Origin of the sequence: Actinomyces stomatis (assembly GCF_031292835.1) — a bacterium.
GTDB classification, from domain to species: Bacteria; Actinomycetota; Actinomycetes; order Actinomycetales; family Actinomycetaceae; genus Actinomyces; species Actinomyces stomatis.
In genome coordinates, this window is sequence record NZ_JASPEP010000062.1 from 1 (window position 1) to 508 (window position 508).

A 508-nucleotide genomic window follows, 5' to 3' on the forward strand; every position below is an offset into this window, starting at 1 on the left:
GCCCTGGGGGCACCCCTGGCTGACATCCTCCAGACCGTGGCGGGCGGGGTCGCCGAGTCCGGTCACGCCGAGGCCTCCCGCCGGGCCGCCCTGGCCGGCCCCCGTACCACCGCGCGGCTCCTGGCCTGCCTGCCCGTGGTCGGCCTGGGACTGGGAATGCTCGTGGGTGCCGACCCCGCCGCCCTCCTGCTCGACGGCGGCGTCGGTAGCGCCGTGGGGGCGCTCGGCATCGTGCTCATGGTGGTGGGGCACCTGGTGACCAGGCGCCTGATACGCGCGGCGACGGCTGACGGCGACGTCGTCGACGAGGCCCTGGTCCTGGATCTGGCCGCCGCCGCCCTGAGTGCCGGGGCCTCGGTGCCCGGGGTGCTGACCGCCCTGGGCGAGGCCCTGGAGGAGGAGGGGGCCGGCGTCGTGGGGCGGGCCCTGCTGCTGGGCGCCCCGTGGGAGGAGGCCTGGCAGGCGCCCGACGACGATCAGTGGAGGGCGCGGCGCTCCCGCCTGGAGT

Annotated in this window: 1 protein-coding gene; it reads left to right on the forward strand. The window is 77.8% G+C overall.

All coding sequences use genetic code 11. From position 1 onward, the window contains the following. On the forward strand, positions 1–508 hold a 508-nt coding region (locus RIV12_RS13115; protein ID WP_309324463.1), incomplete at both ends, for a type II secretion system F family protein.